Origin of the sequence: Ruegeria arenilitoris (assembly GCF_013030985.1) — a bacterium.
GTDB lineage: Bacteria > Pseudomonadota > Alphaproteobacteria > Rhodobacterales > Rhodobacteraceae > Ruegeria > Ruegeria arenilitoris_B.
The window spans coordinates 221,797-237,986 of the sequence record NZ_WPYP01000002.1; the positions used below are offsets into that span (position 1 = coordinate 221,797).

Annotated in this window: 14 protein-coding genes; 5 read left to right on the forward strand and 9 right to left on the reverse strand. The window is 60.7% G+C overall.

Annotated features, from left to right (window positions below; all coding sequences use genetic code 11):
* Nucleotides 1-34 precede the first annotated feature (34 nt).
* The 5 genes from betA to GOX88_RS06945 form a co-directional block, all read right to left on the reverse strand.
* A complete protein-coding gene (gene betA, locus GOX88_RS06925) occupies nucleotides 35-1,693 on the reverse strand; it encodes a choline dehydrogenase (protein ID WP_170400459.1) in 1,659 nt (552 codons plus the stop codon).
* A gap of 72 nt (nucleotides 1,694-1,765) precedes the next feature.
* On the reverse strand, nucleotides 1,766-3,274 hold the full coding sequence (gene betC / locus GOX88_RS06930) for a choline-sulfatase (protein WP_170400460.1): 1,509 nt from the start codon (nucleotides 3,272-3,274) through the stop codon (nucleotides 1,766-1,768).
* Nucleotides 3,271-3,843 (reverse strand): choline-binding transcriptional repressor BetI, encoded by a 573-nt coding sequence (betI, locus tag GOX88_RS06935; protein WP_170400461.1) that lies wholly within the window; start codon nucleotides 3,841-3,843, stop codon nucleotides 3,271-3,273. The genes betC and betI overlap by 4 nt, the downstream gene beginning before the upstream one ends.
* 89 nt (nucleotides 3,844-3,932) lie before the next feature.
* Nucleotides 3,933-4,841, reverse strand: a complete 909-nt coding sequence (locus GOX88_RS06940) for a DMT family transporter (protein WP_170400462.1) — start codon at nucleotides 4,839-4,841, stop codon at nucleotides 3,933-3,935.
* 41 nt (nucleotides 4,842-4,882) lie between these two features.
* Nucleotides 4,883-5,482, reverse strand: a complete 600-nt coding sequence (locus tag GOX88_RS06945) for a LysE/ArgO family amino acid transporter (RefSeq protein ID WP_170400463.1) — start codon at nucleotides 5,480-5,482, stop codon at nucleotides 4,883-4,885.
* A gap of 87 nt (nucleotides 5,483-5,569) precedes the next feature.
* Here GOX88_RS06945 and GOX88_RS06950 point away from each other — a divergent pair, with 87 nt between their 5' ends.
* A complete protein-coding gene (locus GOX88_RS06950) occupies nucleotides 5,570-6,460 on the forward strand; it encodes a LysR family transcriptional regulator ArgP (RefSeq protein WP_170400464.1) in 891 nt (296 codons plus the stop codon).
* A gap of 9 nt (nucleotides 6,461-6,469) precedes the next feature.
* Here the strand turns inward: GOX88_RS06950 and GOX88_RS06955 are convergent, their stop codons facing one another.
* Together GOX88_RS06955 and GOX88_RS06960 are read right to left on the reverse strand one after the other, a co-directional pair.
* Nucleotides 6,470-7,735, reverse strand: a complete 1,266-nt coding sequence (locus tag GOX88_RS06955; RefSeq protein ID WP_170400465.1) for a permease — start codon at nucleotides 7,733-7,735, stop codon at nucleotides 6,470-6,472.
* A 142-nt stretch (nucleotides 7,736-7,877) separates the two neighbouring features.
* Nucleotides 7,878-8,618 carry a YebC/PmpR family DNA-binding transcriptional regulator gene (locus tag GOX88_RS06960; protein ID WP_170400466.1) on the reverse strand — a complete coding sequence of 247 codons (741 nt, stop codon included), beginning with the start codon at nucleotides 8,616-8,618 and terminating at the stop codon, nucleotides 7,878-7,880.
* 110 nt (nucleotides 8,619-8,728) lie between these two features.
* Between GOX88_RS06960 and GOX88_RS06965 the strand changes: the two genes are divergently transcribed.
* From GOX88_RS06965 to GOX88_RS06980, 4 genes are all read left to right on the forward strand, one after another.
* A complete protein-coding gene (locus GOX88_RS06965) occupies nucleotides 8,729-10,501 on the forward strand; it encodes an SLC13 family permease (RefSeq protein WP_170400467.1) in 1,773 nt (590 codons plus the stop codon).
* A 16-nt stretch (nucleotides 10,502-10,517) separates the two neighbouring features.
* Complete coding sequence (locus GOX88_RS06970; RefSeq protein ID WP_170400468.1) at nucleotides 10,518-11,252, forward strand: glutamine amidotransferase; 735 nt, start codon at nucleotides 10,518-10,520, stop codon at nucleotides 11,250-11,252.
* Between the two features lie 72 nt (nucleotides 11,253-11,324).
* On the forward strand, nucleotides 11,325-12,182 hold the full coding sequence (locus GOX88_RS06975) for a bile acid:sodium symporter family protein (RefSeq protein ID WP_170400469.1): 858 nt from the start codon (nucleotides 11,325-11,327) through the stop codon (nucleotides 12,180-12,182).
* Between the two features lie 11 nt (nucleotides 12,183-12,193).
* Nucleotides 12,194-13,855: an FAD-binding dehydrogenase gene (locus GOX88_RS06980; protein WP_170400470.1), complete on the forward strand. Its 1,662-nt coding sequence runs from the start codon at nucleotides 12,194-12,196 to the stop codon at nucleotides 13,853-13,855.
* Between the two features lie 10 nt (nucleotides 13,856-13,865).
* Here the strand turns inward: GOX88_RS06980 and GOX88_RS06985 are convergent, their stop codons facing one another.
* Together GOX88_RS06985 and GOX88_RS06990 are read right to left on the reverse strand one after the other, a co-directional pair.
* The gene (locus GOX88_RS06985) at nucleotides 13,866-14,300 is read right to left on the reverse strand and encodes an META domain-containing protein (protein ID WP_170400471.1); all 435 of its coding nucleotides are present in this window, start codon (nucleotides 14,298-14,300) and stop codon (nucleotides 13,866-13,868) included.
* Nucleotides 14,301-14,399: 99 nt separating this feature from the next.
* Nucleotides 14,400-16,178: an SLC13 family permease gene (locus GOX88_RS06990; RefSeq protein ID WP_170400472.1), complete on the reverse strand. Its 1,779-nt coding sequence runs from the start codon at nucleotides 16,176-16,178 to the stop codon at nucleotides 14,400-14,402.
* Between the last annotated feature and the right edge of the window lie 12 nt (nucleotides 16,179-16,190).

Here is a 16,190-nt window from a genome sequence, read left to right on the forward strand (position 1 = left end):
ATATTTCTCACACCCCGCTTTGACGCGGATCAAATCACCGCTGCGCAGTCGCCCATGCCGGGTGAATCCACGGGCGATCATTGGCCATTGGCAAGGCGTCTTTGCCCAGCAGGTGATCCGACATCTTCTCACCCACCATGATTGACGGCGCGTTGAGGTTGCCATTGGTGATCTGCGGGAAGATCGAACTGTCAGCGACCCGCAGCCCGTCCACACCGATCACCCGACCTTCAGGGTCAACAACCGCGCTCTTGTCGTCGGCACGGCCCATGCGGCAGGTGCCACAGGGGTGATAGGCGCTCTCGGCATGTTCTGCGATAAAGCCGTTCAGCTCTTCATCCGTCTGCACGTCGACACCCGGCTGGATTTCCTTGCCCGCAAAGGGTTTGAATGCGTCCTGCCCGAAAATCTCGCGAGTCAGGCGGATACATTTACGGAAATCCTCCCAGTCCTTTTCATGGCTCATGTAGTTGAACCGGATCACCGGCGCATCCTCGGGCCTGCCCGAGCGCAGCGTGACCGCCCCGCGCGATGGCGAGCGCATCGGTCCTACATGCGCCTGGAACCCATGCCCCTCTGCTGCGGCTTGGCCGTCGTAACGCACAGCGATGGGCAGGAAGTGATACTGGATGTCGGGATACTCCACACCCGGGTTCGAGCGGATGAAGGCCGCGCTTTCGAACTGGTTCGACGCCCCAAGACCGGTTTTCGTGAACAACCACTGCGCCCCGATCAGGCCTTTGCTGACCAGATTCCAGTGCTTATACAACGTGATCGGTTGCAACGAGGCCTGCTGAATATACAGCTCCAGATGGTCCTGCAGGTTCGCGCCCACACCGGGGCGGTCGGCCACAACATCGATCCCGTGCTCGGCCAGATGCGCCGCAGGACCGATACCTGACAGCATCAGCAACTTGGGCGAGTTGATTGAGGAGGCAGCCAGAACCACCTCGCGCTGGGCGCGGATGATCTCCTTTTTGCCACCACGGATCAGCTCAACGCCGGTCGCACGGCCATTTTCCATGACCACACGCGACGCCAAGCCGCGCACAACTTCGCAATTTTCACGCTTGAGGGCAGGCTTCAGGTAGGCATTTGCCGCCGACCAGCGCCGTCCTTTCCAGACGGTCTGCTCCATCGGGCCAAAGCCCTCCTGCTTTTCGCCGTTGTAGTCGCCAGTGACCTCATAGCCTGCCTGCTGGCCGGCATCGACGAAGGCCTGGAACAGAGGGTTCTCACGCGGGCCGCGCGACACGTGCAGCGGGCCGTCTTTGCCGCGCCACTCGGGATCACCACCATGGCCGCCATCATGCCATGTTTCCATGCGCTTGTAGTAGGGCAACACGTCCGCATAGGACCAGCCATCCGCGCCCATCTCAGACCAAGTGTCAAAGTCGCGCGCGTGGCCACGCACATAGACCATCCCGTTGATCGAGGACGACCCACCGATCACCTTGCCGCGCGGACAGGCCAGACGGCGGTTGTTCAGATGCGGCTCGGGCTCGGACTGATAACCCCAGTCATAGCGCGCCATGTTCATCGGATAGCTCAGCGCGGCGGGCATCTGGATGAACGGCCCGGCATCGGTGCCGCCATGTTCGATCACCAGAACCGAGGCCCCGGCCTCGCTCAGGCGAAAAGCCATCGCGCAGCCTGCGGACCCTGCGCCAACGATGACGAAATCTGCTTCCATATTCAGGTCTCCATAGCCTGCCGAACCCCGATTGAAACTGTTCGGCGGGCGTATTTTCAAAAGGTGAAGAGGTTATTCGCCGCGCGGGAAACGCTGGCTTTCCTCAACGGTGTTCAGATCCATGTGATTGCGCATGTAGCGTTCGGACGCTTTCTGCAGCGGTTGGTAATCCCACGGGTAATAACCACCCTGCCGCAGCGCCTCGTACACGACCCAGCGGCGGGCCTGGCTGGCGCGCACGTCGGCGTCGAATTGGTCGAGGTCCCAGCGGGCTTCGGATTTCGCGCGCAGGGATTCCAGCGTTTCGGCATGAGCGGGGTCTTCGGCAAGGTTGACCTGCTCGTGCGGGTCGGCCTCAACGTCGAACAGCTGATCGGGATCCAGCGCGCAACGGTTGTACTTCCACTTACCGTAGCGCAACGAAACCAGCGGGGCGTAGGACGCCTCGGCCGCGTATTCCATTGCCACCGGCGCGGTCCGCTCGCCCCCTTGCGCCAAAGGCACGAGGTCTTCGCCGTCCGTCCATGGTGCAATCTCGGCCATGTCCACACCCGCCAGCGCGCCCAATGTGGGCGTTACATCTATCGTCGAAACCGGCGTATCAATGCGCCCTGCAGGCATGTCAGGCGCCGAGATCATCAGCGGCACACGCGACGAACCTTCGAAGAAGGTCATCTTGAACCACAGACCACGCTCACCCAGCATATCGCCGTGATCCGAAACGAAGAGGATGATCGCCTCTTGCCGAGTGGTTTCCAGAACCTCGAGAATCTCTCCGATCTTGTCGTCCAGATATGAGATATTGGCGAAATACGCGCGGCGCGATTTGCGAATATCTTCTTCAGTGATGTCAAAACTGCGCCAATCGTTGGCATCGAAGATGCGTTTGGAATGCGGGTCCTGATTGTCATAGCCCAGGTCCGAGACCTCGGGCAGCAGGTGTTCGCAATCCTCATACAGGTCCCAGTATTTCCGGCGCGCCACATAGGGATCATGCGGATGAGTAAAGCTGACGGTCACGCACCAGGGGCGGTCATCATTGCCGCGCGCCAGATCATACAGCTTGGCCTTGGCGTTGTAGGCAACCTCGTCGTCATACTCCATCTGGTTCGAGATTTCGGCCACACCCGCGCCGGTCACCGAGCCCATGTTGTGATACCACCAGTCGATCCGCTCACCCGGCTTGCGGTAATCGGGGGTCCAGCCGAAGTCGGCGGGATAGATGTCGGTGGTCAGGCGGTCTTCGAACCCGTGTAACTGATCAGGGCCGACGAAATGCATCTTGCCGGACAGGCAGGTGTAATAGCCCGCGCGGCGTAGGTGGTGCGCATAGGTGGGGATGTCGCTGTTGAACTCAGCGGCGTTGTCATAAACGCCAGTGCGCGAGGGCAGCTGACCGGACATGAAGCTCGCCCGCCCCGGCGCACACAACGGCGACGCCGTGTAGGTATTGGCAAATCGTGTCGACCGTTCCGCCAGCTTTTTCAGGTTCGGTGCATGCAGCCAGTCTGCGGGACCGTCGGGAAAGAGGGTACCGTTGAGCTGATCCACCATCAGGATCAGAATGTTGGGTTTTGTCATTTTTCAGCCTCGAGCAGAGTGTTGAGAACACGCATCGCGTGATCCACCGCCAGTTGGGGTTCCTCAGGGGCGCTGAGCGCAGCGCGAATATACAACCCGTCGATCAGCGCGATCATATTCTCGGCGGCTTCGACCGGGTCGCTCAGCAACGGGCGCAAAGCGTCAACCAGATTGGACCGGAGGCGCGCCTGATAAATCTGCCACAAACGCAGGGCGTCTTCGTTTGTTTGGGCCAGAACGTAAAACGTCATCCATGCAGAGATGACGTCAGGCGTAAAACAGGATGGTGCAAAGCAGGCGCGGATGATGGCCTGTGCCCGTTTCTTTGGCGTGGCTGTCTTCAGCTCCCCCCGCGCCTCGGCCCCAAAATCCGACAGGATGCGACGCATCGCGGCCAGAAATATCTGGTCCTTACCGCCAAAATAGTGATGCGCCAGAGCGCTGGACATTCCGGCCCGCTTGGCGATTTGGCTGACAGTCACGTCAAGGGACTTTTTCGACCCAAGCTCGGCGATCGTCGCGCGAACGATCGCGTCGCGACGGATTGGCTCCATTCCGAGTTTCGGCATAGCTGTCCCCTCCCAACGATAAGTGGGAAAACGCTACGGGGTTTTTATTGACTCGTCAATTAATAACCGTACTCGCGCGCTGAATACCGCTAAATCTTGGGCGCAATACTGGGAGTGGTCAGGTTGCTGCGGTTCAAAATCGCCTCGCGCCAGGCGATGAAGCTGACGGCCGACAGGATCAGTGTACCACCGGCGACGACCCAGATATCGACGCTTTCGTGAAAGACCAACGCCCCCAGCAACGTGGCCCAGATCAGTTGCAGGAAGGTTACCGGTTGCGTAACCGCCACAGGTGCCGCTTTCAGCGCTATCGTCATGAAATAGTGCCCCGCTGTGGCAAAGCTGGCGACCAGAAACAGAACGCCCAGATCGCGCAGGCTGGGCGGCGTCCAGACCGCCACCGCAAACGGGATCAGGGCAATCGTCACCCAGATCGACATATGCGCCACGACGACCGACGGCGGAAGATCCCGCACAAGCGCCTTGGCAATCAGGTAAGAGCCGCCTAGCGCCAGAGACGTACCCAGCATGGTCAGGTGGCCTGCCGAAATCTCGCGGAAACCGGGGCGCAGAATGATGAGGACGCCAATTATCGCCACACAGATCGCGGCAATCCGGCGAAAAGCCAGCTTCTCGCCCAGAAACAGCGCCGCACCCAAGGTGACATAGACGGGCGTCATGTAGTTCATCGCGGTGACTTCGGCCAAGGGTATCTGTGTCATCGAGAAAAACCACAGCATCACTGCCACGGCGTGCACGATCCCGCGTATTCCGAACAGGGTCAGGTGTCGTCGTGTCAGATGTGTTGTCAGGACAAGCCGCAGGGCTGGCAGCAGAAAGACCAGACCAAAGACGAACCGAATAAACGCCGCCTGAATCGGGTCCATCGTCGAGCCCAGAGACTTGACCAGCGCGGTCATGACAACAAAGGACACCCCGGCAGCGAACATCCAGAACATGCCCACCAATGGGCGGTAAGTCGGGGCAAGAGTTGTCATGTTAAAGGGTTGAACACCGAAACCCCAGCCGGGGCAACCCGTCACATCACCACAAGTTTGAGAGCAATCCCCAGCATGACCACCCCAATCACAACATCCAGAACCTGCCAGGCGCGCGGGCGGGCGAAGACAGGGGACAGAACTCCGGCCCCATAGCCCAAGGAAAAGAAGAACACGAAACTGGACGACATCGCGCCCAGCGCAAAGGCCATGCGGTCATCATACTGGGCCGAGATTGACCCGATCAGAACAACCGTATCCAGATAGACATGTGGATTCAGCCAGGTGAAGGCCAAAACGGTCAGCAGTACCGACCTCAGGCTGGCACGCTGACCTTCGGCAACGTCCATCACCGCGCCTCCGCGCCAGGCCGATTGCAGGCTGCGCAGGCCGTACCAAGTCAGGAAGATCGCGCCGCCGTAGCGCATGACCGTTTCGAACCAGGGCGCTGCCGACGCCAGCGCGCCGAACCCCGCCACACCTGCCGCGATCAGGATGGCGTCGGACACTGCGCAAGTCAGGCACAGAGGCAGCACATGCTCGCGCCGCAAGCCCTGACGCAGCACAAAGGCGTTCTGCGCTCCGATGGCAAGGATCAGGCTAAAGCCCAATGCGAAGCCTGCGATCAGGGATGTAGACATGTGACCTCCTGTGGTTTCGAGGCATTGACTACGGCTATTGTGGTCTTCTATCAAATTAAAGATGTTGACCTCAGTTAAGTTTACCTAATGCTGCTTGATCCCAATCACCTGTCGGCGCTGTCTTCCATTCTGCGCCACGGCAGCTTTGAAGCCGCCGCAGCCGAATTGGCCGTGACGCCCTCGGCCATATCGCAACGGATCAAGGCGCTGGAGGATCGCGTTGGCGCGGCCCTGATCCATCGCGGCACGCCCTGCACGGGGACCCCGGCCGGACTGCGGATTGCGCAACATGCCGAGGATATCGGGCTACTTGAGGCCAAACTGGCTCGGGAGCTGACTCTGAACCAGGCAAGTGGCCCGGCCCGCGTCCGCGTGGCCGTTCCCGCTGACGTTCTGGCGACGTGGTTCATCGATGCCATGGCACAGGTTGATGGATTGCTGTTCGATCTTGTGGTCGACGATCAGGACCATTCCGCGGAATGGCTACGGCGCGGAGAGGTCAGCGCCGCCATCACGGTGGGCAGCCAACTGGTGGCGGGCTGCGATGCCTTGGATTTGGGGGCACTGCGTTATATCGCGACTGCAAGTCCGGATTTCATGAACAAGTGGTTTGCCGATGGGGTGAACGCGGGCTCGTTGGCCGAGGCGCCCTGCCTGACCTTCAACCGCAAAGACGGCCTGCAGAAATCGTGGATCACCGAACAGACCGGCCAACGGATTGCTCCGCCCTCGCATTTCCTGCCCTCACCGCAAGGGTTCGTAGACGCGGCCATTGCCGGGATGGGCTGGGGCATGAACCCGATCGGGTTGGCACAGCAGGCGTTGGATGACGGGCGATTGGTTTCGTTGCTGCCCGACGCGCCTCTGGACGTACCGCTGACATGGCAGGTGGGCCGTGTTTTGTCCCCTGCGCTGGCCCCGCTGACCGGTGCGGTCAAACGGGGTGCGGCACAGGCGCTGCTGACCACTCAGCGCTGATGGAACGTCTCAGGCCGCCTCAGGCTTCTTTGTGTTCGGCAACACCACCCGGTAACAGGTGACGGCAGCAAACAGGCTGACGAGCACGATGAAGAAAACCGCCCAGGCGACCTCGTGTATATGCGCGACCGCCGCCAGTGCGGCCGACAGGGTAACCGCTGTAATCCGACAAATGCTCTTGATCGCAGCCGCGCCTTTGACACGCTGATCTTTGGGGGCCACGTCCCAAAAATACAGTTTCCTCGCCCCGCTGATGCCCGTCACGGCCACGGTGACAATGAACAGCGCCACCGCGTGAAGATGCACTGCGTGGTCGATCCCCAGAAAATGCACCGCCAACAGCGTACCCCCGGTGAAGGCCACCATCAGGTTGCCCACCACCATCACTGCGCGGTGCGATTTCAAATTGACCAACTGCCACAAGGGGGCCGAGACCAGATACCCCGACGCGGATGAGATGATCATGGCCGTCAGACCTTTGGCTGACGCGTGATGCGCTTCGGCCGCGATCAGGGCAAAGAACGGCACCGACAGGGACACCACGACCAAAGGTAGGCGCATCACCATGTAGCGGCGGAACCAGGCCTGATCGAACATGGCAATGATATCGGTGAAATTCTCCGAGAGCTTTCGTTTCCGCACAGCCGGGGCGTCACCCTTGTCCTCAGTCTTCTTGGCGGTCTCAGCCATGGCCAGAATGCACAAGCCTGACAGAACGAAGAACGTGACCGAGACGGCAATCACCGCGGAATGGCGTGAAAAGGGCGGGTTTTCTTTAGTGATCTCATGCACCAGCAGGGCCAGCCCGATGGCCCCCAACCCGCCGATGCCCAGTTGCAGGTAATGCAGGACCATCCGCGATTTGGAATGCACGTGATCGCCGATGAGGTCAGTGTACATCAACGACTGTATCTCTTCGATCAGACCAATCAGAAAGAACGCCGCGACGAAGGCCATGCCAATGGCGGGAACCACTCCGGTCGATGCCACCACCACCGCCATTACAAGGCAGGCACCGATGGCGATTTCGGTCAGGGCAATCCCGCGTTTCTTCTGTTGGCGGGCCGCAATCGGCTGCGCCAGAAACACGTCCGAAATCATACTGCCCGCCATCCGGATCGATACCAGAGCCCCGGCAATGAACATCGGCAACTCCAGCGATACGGCCAGAAACGGCAGTACCACGGAGGGGCTGCCCAGCGTCCAAGCGACCTGAGACAGAATGCTCTGCCCGGCCAGAACCGGAATGTTCCGCTTGGGTATGGCGTCGGTCATACGATCACTTGTTTCATCTGCCCCACGGAAAGAACTGCCTGCCAGCCTATAGGGTTCCGGACAACCGGCCAAGAAGCACATGAACGGAAAAAGAAAAACCCGACCAAGGGCCGGGTTTTCAAAGACTGCTGTTCGGCGCGGATCAGAGCTGCGCCATGACCTCGTCCGTGGCTTCGAAGTTGGTGGTGACGCGCTGCACGTCATCGTCATCTTCCAACGCGTCGACCAGCTTCATCAGCTTTTGCATGTCGTCCAGACCCAGCTCGGTCGTTGTGGTCGGTTTCCAGACCAGCTTGGTCGACTCGGTCTCACCCAGCGCTGCTTCCAGTGCGTTCGACACGTCATTCAGATCAGTATCGGCGCACCAGATGATGTGCCCTTCGTCCGAGCTTTCGACATCTTCGGCACCCGCCTCGATGGCTGCTTCGAACACGGTGTCGGCATCGCCGACAGCGGCGGAGTAAACCACCTCACCCTTGCGTTCGAACAAGAACCCGACCGAGCCGGTCTCGCCCAGATTGCCGCCGTTCTTCGAGAAGGTCGAGCGCACGGTCGAAGCGGTCCGGTTGCGGTTGTCGGTCATCGTCTCAACGATGACGGCCACACCGTTCGGGCCATAGCCCTCGTACCGGATTTCTTCGTAATCGTCGCCTTCGCCTGCAACCGACTTCTTGATCGCGCGGTCGATCACGTCCTTGGGGACCGAGTTCGACTTGGCTTCTTTAACGGCCAGACGCAGGCGCGGGTTCTTGTCGGGATCGGGGTCGCCCATCTTGGCGGCGACGGTGATCTCTTTCGACAGCTTGGAAAACAGTTTGGATCGCGCGGCGTCCTGACGCCCCTTGCGGTGCTGGATGTTGGCCCATTTGGAATGGCCTGCCATGTTGCGTCCTCGTGATAGTGATTGCGTATTCGGCGCTCATATAGACGTTTGCGGGGCTTGGGATCAAGAGAGCGGCTTGTTCAAGACCGCCGTGCGGGTATGGTGGCGGCATGACGACAGATCAGATTATTCTTTTTGCCCTTTTCGCCACTGTATTCGGAATGCTCCTCTGGGGGCGCTTTCGTTATGATCTTGTGGCCTTTTCCGCGCTGTTGATTGGGGTCGTGCTAGGGGTTGTGCCCGTAGACGACGCTTTTGCCGGGTTTGGCCATCCGGCGACCATAATTGTGGCGCTGGTTCTGGTCGTGTCGGCCGGGTTGGTCCGGTCGGGCGCTGTGTTCCTGATCACCCGCACTCTGGTCGATGCCTCGCGTGGCCTTGGCGCGCATATCGCACTGATGGGCGGCATTGGCGCGGTTCTGTCGGCCTTCATGAACAACGTCGCCGCACTAGCGCTGCTGATGCCGGTCGATATCCAGACCGCGCGCAAGGCGGGGCGGTCGGTGGGCCTGACCCTGATGCCGCTGAGCTTTGCCACCATTCTGGGCGGCATGGCGACGCTGATCGGCACGCCTCCGAACATCATCATCGCCTCAATCCGGCAAGAGACATTGGGCGAGCCGTTCAAGATGTTCGATTTCGCCCCGGTCGGTGGGTTGGCAGCGATTGCCGGGCTGGCCTTTGTCTCACTGATCGGGTGGCGGTTGATCCCGAACCGGGGTCCGCAGGAAGAGACCTCCGAGGCGCTGGCGGAATATATCGCCGAACTGACCGTCCCCCCGGAATCGCCGCATATCGGCAAGCGGGTGAGCGAGCTTTATGAGGCCGCCGAGAAGTCCGACGTTGCCATCCTCGGCCTGATCCGGGACGGCAAGCGGCGCTATGGCCGCTCCGCCCATGCCACGCTGAAACAGGGCGACGCGCTGGTGCTTGAGGCCCGACCCGAGGCGCTGGATGAATTTCGCGCGGCACTTAACCTCGATTTCTCGGACACACGGCGGCAGGAATTGCTGACCGCCGAAGGCGACGGGCTGGAAGTGATCGAGGTCGTCGCCCCCGAAAGTTCCCGCATCACCGGACGCACGGCGCAAGGGCTGGGCTTGGCCTGGCGACAAAGCACCGTGCTGATGGGTATCTCACGCCAGGGCCGCCGCATCACCGAACAGGTCCGCAAGACCGAGGTTGAGGCGGGCGATATCCTGCTTCTGCTTTGCCCGCGTGACCGAAGCGTGGATGTGACCGAGTGGCTGCGTTGTCTGCCACTGGCCGAGCGTGGCCTGAACGTCACCGCCAATGACAAGGCCTGGCTGGCCATCGGACTGTTTGCAGCCGCCGTGCTGGCGGCCAGTGTTGGGCTGATCTATTTGCCGATTGCGTTGGGGCTGGTCGTGGTAGGCTATGTGTTGACCAAGATCATGCCGATTGCCGATCTCTACAACCATATCGAATGGCCGGTCGTGGTGCTTTTGGGCTCGATGATTCCACTGGGCAGCGCGTTAGAGACCTCGGGCGGCACCGAGTTGATCGCCAATGCGCTGGTGCAACTGACCGACGGGTTGCCCGCCTGGGCCATTCTGACGGTGCTGATGATCGTCACCATGACCCTGTCGGACGTGCTGAACAACACCGCCACCGCCATCGTTGCCGCCCCGGTCGGTATCCAGATGGCGCGGACGCTCGAGGTTTCACCCGACCCGTTCCTGATGACGGTCGCCGTTGCGGCCTCGGCCGCGTTCCTCACGCCGATCGGGCATAAGAACAATACGCTGGTTCTTGGCCCCGGCGGCTATCGCTTTGGTGACTATTGGCGCATGGGGCTGCCGCTGGAAATCCTCATCGTCGCGGTTTCCATTCCCGCCATTCTTGTCTTCTGGCCGCTTTGACGGGTAAAGGCAGCGCATGAAACGATTTCTGATCCTGCAACTGCGCCCCGAAACCGAGGCGTCGGACGCCGAATACGCCTCGATCCTCGATAAGACCGGCCTATCGCCGGACCAGACCCATCGCATCCGTCTGGACTGCGAGGACCTGCCCGCAGGGCTGAATGTTACGGACTATGCCGGAGTGATCGTCGGTGGCGGCCCCGGCTGCGTCAGTGACGACCCGGCCACGAAATCCCCAATGGATGCCCGCATCGAAGCGGCCATCATGGGTCTGATGCCGCAGATCACCGCGAAGGATCACCCGTTCATGGGCTGTTGTTATGGTCTGGGCATTCTGGCCGCGCATCTGGACGGCGACGTCAGCAAGGACCAGTACGGAGAACCCGTCGGTCCCTCGACCTGTCATCTGACCGAAGACGGCGCGCGCGATCCGTTGACTGCCGGGCTGGATCAGACGTTCGACGCTTTCGTCGGCCATAAAGAGGCTGTGCAGACCCTGCCCGACGGGTGCGTTCACCTTGTCGCCTCGGACCCCTGCCCGTTTCAGATGATCCGCTGGGGCCAGAACGTCTATGCCACGCAATTCCACCCCGAGGCCAACGCCCGCGACTTTGAAGAGCGCATCAATATCTACAAGCACCACGGCTATTTCCCGCCTGACGACGCGCAGCGCCTGATCGATATCTGTCACGCGGCCGACGTTACCCAGCCCGGCGAAATCCTGCGCCGTTTTACCCAGCGCTACGGATGACCCAACGGCGCGGTTGCCTGTAACTTCGCCCCTCGCATAGGCTGGTCCGAACGGCTTTGGGAGGAGTTGTTTTTGGATCTGCTTATCAATGTCGGCCTGCCGTTGTCGCTGGCCGTAATCATGCTGTCTTTGGGCGTCGGGTTGCATGTCGCTGATTTCCAGCGCGTTCTGACCCGGGGCTACCCTTTCGCCATAGGTGCACTGAGCCAGGTGGTGCTGCTGCCCATCGCGGCCTTCGTCACCGTCAAGCTGTTCGCCCTGCCGCCCGAAATCGCCGTGGGATTCATGCTGCTCAGCTTTTGCCCCGGCGGTGTGACCAGCAATATCCTGTCGAAACTGGCCAAGGGAGATGTCGCCCTGTCGGTCAGCCTGACTGCGGTGATCAGCCTGTTGTCGATGGTGACAGTGCCCATTCTGGCCGCCTGGTCGATCAACCACTTCATGGGGGAAGACGCCCCCGAAGTCTCGATCACCGGGCTGGCCATCGCCTTGTTTCTGATCACCACCCTACCCGTGGCCATCGGCGTCAGCCTGCGCCGTTTCGCGCCCACATTGGCAGAACGGATCGACGCGCCGCTGTCCAAACTGGCAACTGCCCTTTTTGTCTTGATCGTCCTCGCGGCACTGGCAGGGAACTGGCAGCTGTTCATCGACAATCTTGGGATCATGGGGGCCGGGTTGGTCACCTTGAACATCGCCCTGCTGACCATCGGGCTGGGGTTGGCGCGTGCCGCGAAACTGTCTTGGAATGAGAGTAAGACGGTCTCAATCGAAACCGGCATCCAGAATTCGACACTTGGGATTACGCTGGCGGCGCTGATCACGGGTACGGACAGCGGGTTCAGCCCGCTTGCCCTGCCCTCGGCCGTTTATGGGATCATGATGTATGTCGTGGCCCTGCCCTATATCACCTGGCTCCGCAGCCGCTGAAAGGACAAGACATGACCAACAACACTGCTGATGCAATCGTCGTGGGGGCTGGTTTGGCCGGGCTGGCTGCCGCAGCCGAGTTGGGGGACCGCGGCAAGAAAGTGATCGTGCTGGATCAGGAGCCCGAACATTTTTTGGGTGGACAAGCGTTCTGGAGCCTTGGCGGGCTGTTCATGGTCGATACACCGGAACAGCGGCGGATGGGGATCAAAGACAGCCACGATCTGGCCTTACGCGACTGGATGGGCAGCGCGCAGTTCGACCGCGCCGAAGACGCCTGGCCACGTAAATGGGCCGAGGCCTATGTGGAATTCGCCGCCGGAGAAATGCGCCCCTGGCTGCATGAGATGGGCCTGCGCTGGTTCCCCATCGTCGGCTGGGCCGAGCGCGGAGGATCTTATGCGGATGGTCACGGCAATTCGGTTCCGCGGTTTCATATCACATGGGGCACCGGGCCGGGCGTTCTGAAACACTTCATCCGCCGTGTGCAGGACCATGTCAGCGCAGGGCTGATTGAACTGAAGTTCCGCCACCAGGTCAGCCATATCATCATGCAGAACGGTGGCGCCAAGGGGGTGTCGGGCGAGGTTCTGGCCGATGATACAGCCGCTCACGGAGCAAAAACCAACCGCGATGAGGTGGGTGAGTTCGAGGTCTATGCGCCCTCGGTCATCGTCACCTCAGGCGGGATTGGCGGCAATTTCGAGATGGTGCGCAAGAACTGGCCCCGCGACCGGCTGGGCGAGCCGCCTTCGGATATGGTGGCGGGTGTGCCCTTCCATGTCGACGGTCGCATGATCGGCATCAGCGAAAAGGCTGGCGGCCACGTGATCAACGGCGACCGGATGTGGCATTACACCGAAGGTGTGCGCAACTGGAACCCGATCTGGCCGTCGCATGGCATCCGCATTCTGCCCGGCCCCAGCTCGATGTGGTTCGACGCGCGGGGCAATCGGCTGAAACCGCCCTGTATGCCAGGATTCGATACGCTGGGCACGTTGAGGGAAATCCTGAATACCGGTCATGAATACAGCTGGTTCGTACTGACCCAGAAAGTGATCAAGAAGGAATTCGCCCTGTCCGGCTCGGAACAGAACCCCGACATGACCGATGGTGGCTGGCGCGAAGTGCTGTTCCAGCGCGTCCTGACGGGTTCAAAAGCCACCGCACCGGTTGAGGCCTTCAAGGAACACGGTGAGGATTTCATCGTCGCCAATACCCTGACCGAGCTGGTCAGTGGCATGAACCAGTTGGGCGGCGGTCTGATCGACGAATCTCATCTGCGCGCCCAGATCGAGGCGCGGGATAGTCAGGTTGACAACCCGTTCACAAAGGACGCGCAGATGGCAGCCATTCTTGCCGCGCGCAATTACCGGGGGGACAAGCTGATCCGCACCGCCAAACCGCACAAATTCCTTGATCCGGCCAACGGTCCGCTGATCGCGGTGAAGCTGCACGTGCTGACACGCAAGACGCTGGGCGGGCTGCAAACCAATCTCGACAGCCAGATGATCGGCGCGGATGGTCAGGTCGTCCCCGGCCTGTTCGCCGCCGGAGAGGTCGCCGGATTCGGCGGCGGCGGCTATCACGGTTACAACGCGCTGGAAGGCTCGTTTCTGGGCGGCTGTATCTTTTCAGGCCGTAATGCGGGGCGGTCGCGGGCGGTGGCCTGACCGCCCGGCTTTATTGCATTCTCACGAATTTCAGCACCGGCTCACCTGCGCTGTCCAGCATGACCAAATTGTCTCCGGCGACTGCGTAGGTCACAACATTCTGCAGCGCGTCCAAAAACTGACGCTCGACCTGTTCCGTTTCGGGCGGGCAGGCCATCAGGGTTGCTGCGATATTGTCCGGAAAGTCGATCTGCCCACCCGACATCTCAGCCTGCCCTTTGAAACGGTTGCAGCCTCCGCTGCCGCCAAATACCCCACCGGCCTCAAACGCGATTTCGGGGCGTTTTTCCATATCCAGAACGCCACCGTTCAACCCGATGGCGGACCACTTGGTGTTCTCAAGACTCACCGGCTCGTTTGTGGTTTGGGCCGAGCTGTGACCGCCCAGCAACCCCAATACAACCGCACTGGCCACAATAGCCTGACCTATCTTTGGAAAAGGCATGATCCTGTCCTTTCTCTTCAGACGCTTTGAAGAGAAAGATTGGGGTGGGATCAGAGATTACAAGGTAAGCCCCTAAAAACCAGCGGTTCCGCGCCGATCTTAAAGAGGCCAGATAAACGGGATCAGCAAAGAGGCCAGCAAGCCGACCGTCAGGTTCAGCGGCACACCGACCTTGAGGAAATCTGTAAACCTGTAGCCGCCGGGGCCGTAAACCATCATGTTGGTCTGATATCCGATCGGCGTCGCGAACGAGGCCGAGGCCGCCACCATCACCGCCACAACCAGCGGGCGCGGGTCGATCCCGACCGCCTGTGCCAGACCGATGGCAATCGGCGTCACCACCACGGCCACCGCGTTGTTCGACACGAGTTCAGTCAGCACCGAGGTCAGCAGGTAGACGGCCCAGATGATCAGGAAGGGCGGCAGGACACTCAGGCCCGGCGCTATCGCTTCGACAATCAACGAAACGGCCCCGGACTTGTCCAGCGCCGCACCGATTGCCAGCATGGAAAAGATCAATGCCAGCAAGCGACCCTCGACAAAGGAAAACGCCTCATCCGCGTCGATGCAGCGGGTCAGCAGCACCACCGCGACGGCCAGAACCGACAGCAACAGGATCGGCGCCACGCCCAGAGCAGCCAGCACGACAATCCCCACCAGCGCGCCAATCGCAATCGGCGCATGGCTGCGCCGGAATGCACGGGCCGAGGGTTGCGTGACGTCGACCATATCCATGTCAGACGCCAGCTTTTGGATATCTGCAGGGGACCCCTCCAGCAGCAGCGTATCGCCGACGCGGACCACCAGATCATCCAGCTGACGCCCGATATTCTGGTTCCGCCGATGCACCGCCAGCACATAGACACCATATCGGCGGCGCAGGCGCAGCGCGCCAAGCGTTCGACCGACCATACGGCAGCCGGGTGTGATCAGGACCTCGACCGTTTTGGTCTCAACTGCCGAAACCTGATCGACGCGCTTGAGTTCCTTGTTGCTTTGCAGACTCAGCAACTCGGTCATTTCAGTACGCAGAACCACGCGATCGCCGAGTTTCAGCTCGACCCCTTTGAGGTTGCGCCGCAGCGACTCGTCGCCTCTGATCACGTCGATCAGACGCACACCGGGGCGTTTGAACAGCTGCACCCCCGTCACTTCTCGCCCGATCAGGTTGCTTTCGGGGGGGATGACGGCTTCGGTAAAAAACTTCATCTTGGACCGGTCGGACAGCAGCGAGGCCATGCTGTCGCGGTCCGGCAACAGGCGCGGCGCGATGAAACGCAGGTAGACCATGCCATAGATCACCAACGCGATGCCCAGCGGCGTAACCTCGAGGATCGAGAACGCCTTCATCCCCTGCGCCCGGGCCACACCGTCCACCAGCAGGTTGGTCGAGGTCCCGATCAGGGTCAGCGTACCGCCCAGAATTGCCGCATAGCTCAGCGGGATCAGCAGTTTAGAGGCCGGAACGTTCAGCGTGCGCGCGATCTGCACAAAGACCGGGATCATCACGACCACGACCGGCGTGTTCGACACCACGGCCGAGGCCAACACGACAAACGCCATCAACAGTCCGATGGCAAAGCGCGGATTCACCTGTGCCTGCTTTTGCGCAGTCGAGGTAAACGCATCCAGCGCCCCGGTACGCACCAAGGCCCCCATGATGATGAACATCGCCGCAATCGTCCAGGGCGCGGGGTTGGACAGCACGGCCAGCGCGCTCTGATACGGCAGAATGCCCGTCACCAGCATGATGGCAACACCACCGATGGCGACAACCTCGGTCGGGTAAACCTCGCGCAGGAACATGACGAACATGCCCGCAACGACCATCAGCGCCAATATCGCGCTGCCCGTTTCTGTCAGTTGAAGGAATTGCATTCTTGGTTTTGT